This is a genomic window from Vibrio sp. 10N.222.48.A3 (genome assembly GCF_041475345.1).
GTDB lineage: Bacteria > Pseudomonadota > Gammaproteobacteria > Enterobacterales > Vibrionaceae > Vibrio > Vibrio tasmaniensis_A.
Genome location: NZ_JBFRVX010001108.1, coordinates 1 through 4,180, shown reverse-complemented (window position 1 = coordinate 4,180; position 4,180 = coordinate 1). Strand labels below are relative to the sequence as shown.

At 39.4% G+C, this 4,180-nt stretch carries 6 protein-coding genes; all 6 read left to right on the top strand.

The features are described from left to right. Positions 1–45 precede the first annotated feature (45 nt). Positions 46–855: a class I SAM-dependent methyltransferase gene (locus AB4653_RS24080; RefSeq protein ID WP_372105504.1), complete on the top strand. Its 810-nt coding sequence runs from the start codon at positions 46–48 to the stop codon at positions 853–855. 103 nt (positions 856–958) lie between these two features. Further along, complete coding sequence (locus tag AB4653_RS24075; RefSeq protein ID WP_102257378.1) at positions 959–1,297, top strand: hypothetical protein; 339 nt, start codon at positions 959–961, stop codon at positions 1,295–1,297. A gap of 148 nt (positions 1,298–1,445) precedes the next feature. Further along, complete coding sequence (locus AB4653_RS24070) at positions 1,446–2,120, top strand: HAD family phosphatase (RefSeq protein ID WP_017103061.1); 675 nt, start codon at positions 1,446–1,448, stop codon at positions 2,118–2,120. 214 nt (positions 2,121–2,334) lie between these two features. Then, the gene (locus tag AB4653_RS24065; RefSeq protein ID WP_170962730.1) at positions 2,335–2,832 is read left to right on the top strand and encodes a DUF2867 domain-containing protein; all 498 of its coding nucleotides are present in this window, start codon (positions 2,335–2,337) and stop codon (positions 2,830–2,832) included. 201 nt (positions 2,833–3,033) lie between these two features. Continuing rightward, positions 3,034–3,570, top strand: coding sequence for a GNAT family N-acetyltransferase (locus AB4653_RS24060; RefSeq protein WP_102257380.1), 537 nt, complete (start codon positions 3,034–3,036; stop codon positions 3,568–3,570). A gap of 196 nt (positions 3,571–3,766) precedes the next feature. After that, a partial coding sequence (locus AB4653_RS24055; protein WP_372105503.1) for a hypothetical protein occupies positions 3,767–4,180 on the top strand: 414 nt, incomplete at its 3' end.

Genomic DNA, 4,180 nt, shown 5'->3' with positions numbered 1-4,180 from the left:
GTCAGCTACTTAATTGGGTGCTCACTGGCAAAGGGGATGTGAACAATGGAAGAATTGATAGCCCAATATACGGGTGCAAACGAAGATGAAAGGCTAACTCGGCAATATATTGCTCAGTTAGAGTTTGATACTACGATACATAAACTCACACCTTATTTACTTAAAGGAAAATCAGTATGTGAGTTAGGAGCAGCAACGGGGCGCTATTCCTTACATTTTGCAAAATTAGGTTGTGATGTTACAGCAGTAGAACTTGCGCCTGACCAAGTGAAGATTTTAAATACTAAAGTAAAATCTGAAGGTCTTGAGTTAAAAGTGTTTGAGGGTAATGCTTGTGATGTGTCATTTATCGAAAGTAGCTCTCAAGACGTTTGTGTAATTCTTGGGCCTTTGTACCACCTAAAAACTCTGCATGAAAGAGAGCTTGCGGTTAATGAAGCACTAAGGATTTTAAAGCCAAATGGTGTACTAGCCATAGCCTATATTTCACGTTTCTTTGTCGCTGGTATGTTTGCCCAACAATTTCCAGAGCTAGTCACTCCGGAGGTGCTTTTAGAGTTAAATAAACATGGCACGGTATCAAACGCTAAAGCCGATAGTTGTTTCAAGGTCGGGTATTTCGCAACGCCTAGTGAAATTGAAAATCTTGTAAACAAAAATGGGTTTAATGTAATTGGACACGCAGCAACAGATGGATTTGGACGTTACATATCTAACGGTGTTAATAACTTTACGCCATCCCAATATCAGACATGGTTAGATTATCATTTGGCAAATTGCGACGAAGCAAGCCTTTTGGGATCAAGTAATCATGGTTTAGTGATCGCTAGAAAAGCCAGTTCACAAAGCAGTTAAGTCGGATTCATAAACGTGTGCCGATTCCGTTTCGCTTCATTATGGCACTCGTACACTCACCGTTTATTGGGACGTTAGCTGTTCTATTGGTATCAGAGGGAATATGTTTAAATTCGTAAGGTTGATAGTGCTATCAAATTTATTAGCACTGCTAATTGTAGTTACTTTCGAGTATTTCACAGGCTATTTGAAACTAGCATTTTCTAGTGATTATGCGTTCTATTCAATGCTAATTCTTCTTGCTCTGGGTTCACTTTTGTCTTTTTCCGGTCTTAAGGTCGGATATAGTGACCCTAGTAACATGGCTGGCGTTTCTGCTAGTTCGTTAATTGAAAACGAGTCTGCTAAATCAACCATTGTGACAAAATTAGAGAGTACGTCTGTTGGGCACAGCTTATTGCTCGCTAGTTTGTTGCCACTACTTTATTGCCTACTATCGTAGCCATCACCTAATAGATTGTTTAACTGGATTCCAAAACGCTCGGCACTTTTGTAATGGTCGGCTTTTGTGGGTAAGGTAGTCATATTAGTTTGGTTGCATTGTTTTTTTCACTGGTTAACTAGGCTTATACGAGATTGAAAAATCTAACATGGAGAGTGAATTGAAAGATTACGAAGTTTATCTGTTCGATATGGACGGAACATTAGTAAATTCAGAGCCTTTAAAGGGCAAAGCGTTAGCATTAGCTTGTTTAGATTATGGCGCACACGTAGACCACAACATTTACAAAGATGTTATGGGGGAAAGTTGGCAGGTTGTAACGGGTCACTTTTTTGAAAATGCTAATATTGCTCCTGACTTAGAAGAGTTTAATTACCACTTTCGAGCTCATTACGAACAGATGCTCAATGATGGTCTTGAGCTAAATGTTGGGGCTAAGGCTTACATAGAACAGTTAAAACTAGCAGGGAAAAAGTGTGGAGTTGTTAGTTCAGCAGCAACATGGATGGTTGATAATATTTTAACCTCGTTGCAGCTAGAGAATGCTTTTGACCTTGTTATCACACAGGAGCATGTAACTAAGCATAAACCGGATCCTGAAGCCTATACTTTAGCTCTTGGTAGATTAGCGGCTTCACCTGGCCAAACAATTGTGTTTGAAGATTCCACAGCGGGTATTCGTGCTGGTAAATCTAGTGGCTGTGATGTCATTGCTGTTAAGCATAGCTTTAATGGTAAAAATGATCTAAGCGGTGCAGTTAAAGCAATCAGTACATATGAGGAATTGCCCCGTATAAAAAACGAGTATGAGATTAGTAATTAAGATCGAGTAACTGACTTTTAAGTATTGCCTTGCCATGTTGGTCTGCGGCATGAAGGCTAAAGTGTTTTTTAGTTAGAGTGATACCGCTGAAGTAAGAATCATCAGACATGTTACCTCCGGTGTAATCCCACTTAAGTGTGGCAGTTCCTCAGGAGGGGGAGTCCATATTAGTCGCTATGGCGCATTGTCGACTTTTCATCATCAAGGAGAGTTTATGTCTATACCCAAGAAGTCACTATTGAGCGAGTATTCCAAAAATTCATATTTCTGTGATAGCTTTTCAAAAAAAATAAAATACAACAACCAAACTGCTATTGAAGTATTTCTTGAAATAGCAACTCAAACACCGACTTGGATTGCATTTCTGATGTCTACGAGAAACTGGGTTGTATCGAAACTCGGTTTAAAAAATTTGGGTGGTCTACAAGATGTATCCCGAGATAAATTAGGTTCAGAATATGTAGTAGGCGAACGAGTCGGTATTTTTACACTGGTCAGTTCAACTGAGAATGAAGTTGTATTAGAAGACTGTGATAAACATCTTAATGTCCGAGTTTCTTTTCTTATTGAGCCTGAAGGAGAAACCGTGATTGTTCACGCAAATACCGTGGTTCATGTGAATAATGTGTTTGGTAAGATCTATATGTTCTTCGTTACGCCATTTCATAAAATAATAGTACCAAGCACCCTGAAAGGGTTAGAACAGGCATAACAAATAGGGATTGAGTATGAATACGATACTTTAATTGACTAGGTGAAAGCTATAAATCAAGAAATATAGCGAGTAATTTAAGCCGACAGTTAACACTTGGCAGTTTCAGTTCGGCTTTGCTTTAGTGATTTAGATGGTAGATTTGAGTGTATTTGGTTACGTTATTGGGCGTTAGCTTACAACGATGAAAAGGAACTTTCGATGTTTAAAATTGAGACAAAGCGGCTGATTATTAGGGATATGAATCCTGGCGATGAAAATGCTTTCGTGGCGATGTCTCAAGATGCCAAATATCAGCGTTTCTATGATGAAAGTGACTGTGATCCTATTAAATATAAAGAGTTAACCAACTTGTTTATAGCCCAGGCTTCTGAAGAACCAAGGAAATCATATCAACTCGCAGTTGAATATAAGAGCACAGGGCAGTTCATTGGTACTGTTTGTTTGCGTTTAGAAGACAATCAGCAAGCTTCAATGGGGTGTGCGTTTTCAAGACAATATCAAGGCCATAAGTTAAGCAATGAAGCGGCTCTCGCTTTGGCTGATTTTGGTTTTTCAACATTGGGTGTACACCGCATTTATGCGGAGACAATCAGTAAGAATTTACCTGCCATTAAGCTTTGTAAGTCTTTAGGTATGCGTCAAGAAGCGCACTTTAGAGAGCATCGTTTTTTCAAAGGGCGGTGGTGGGATACCGTAGTTTTGGCTGTCCTGCGATCCGAATGGGTCAAGGCATAGCCAAGTGGCTAATGTAGATTCGATGTGCTTTATAAACAAGGTTTAGATCCGGAACGAGGTTATTCTGGTTTGATACTTTGGTTCGGTAGTATCAAGGTGAAGCTACTTGGTTTTGGGGAATCTACTTTCATTACTTGCCACTATTATTTAGAAAGGCCGCAGTAAGATAGCTGTTGGCTAGGTAATTGGTTGTTCGTTGTCTATAGGAGATATAACTGTGTTTTATAGTAAGGAATACAACAAGGGGTTGTTGCTCATCCTTGTTTCGATAAGTGCTTTCATTGTCATTACGTCTGATAATAACTCCGGAACATTCATCGCTCACGCCATCAACGGGTTAATTGCTTTGCTCTTTTTCTCCATGACAATTGAGGTCAAAGGCAATGCATTGAGCTGGTATTTCGGTTTTGGTTTTTGGCGTAAGAATGTAGAAGTGTCAGACATAACGGAGACATCGTTTTATCAAAGCAAGTGGTATCAAGGTATTGGCATCCGCATGTTGAGCGATGGTTGGTTATATAATGTATCGATAGGTTCAGCGCTGAAGTTAAGCCTAAGCAATGGAAAGCATGTTTACATTGGTTGTAAGGATACAGACGGTTTAAATACG

Coding starts and splice junctions, on each gene's coding strand:
- AB4653_RS24075 (WP_102257378.1), top strand. CDS start 959: ATGTTTAAATTCGTAAGGTTGATAGTGCTATCAAATTTATTAGCACTG.
- AB4653_RS24070 (WP_017103061.1), top strand. CDS start 1,446: ATGGAGAGTGAATTGAAAGATTACGAAGTTTATCTGTTCGATATGGAC.
- AB4653_RS24065 (WP_170962730.1), top strand. CDS start 2,335: ATGTCTATACCCAAGAAGTCACTATTGAGCGAGTATTCCAAAAATTCA.
- AB4653_RS24080 (WP_372105504.1), top strand. CDS start 46: ATGGAAGAATTGATAGCCCAATATACGGGTGCAAACGAAGATGAAAGG.
- AB4653_RS24060 (WP_102257380.1), top strand. CDS start 3,034: ATGTTTAAAATTGAGACAAAGCGGCTGATTATTAGGGATATGAATCCT.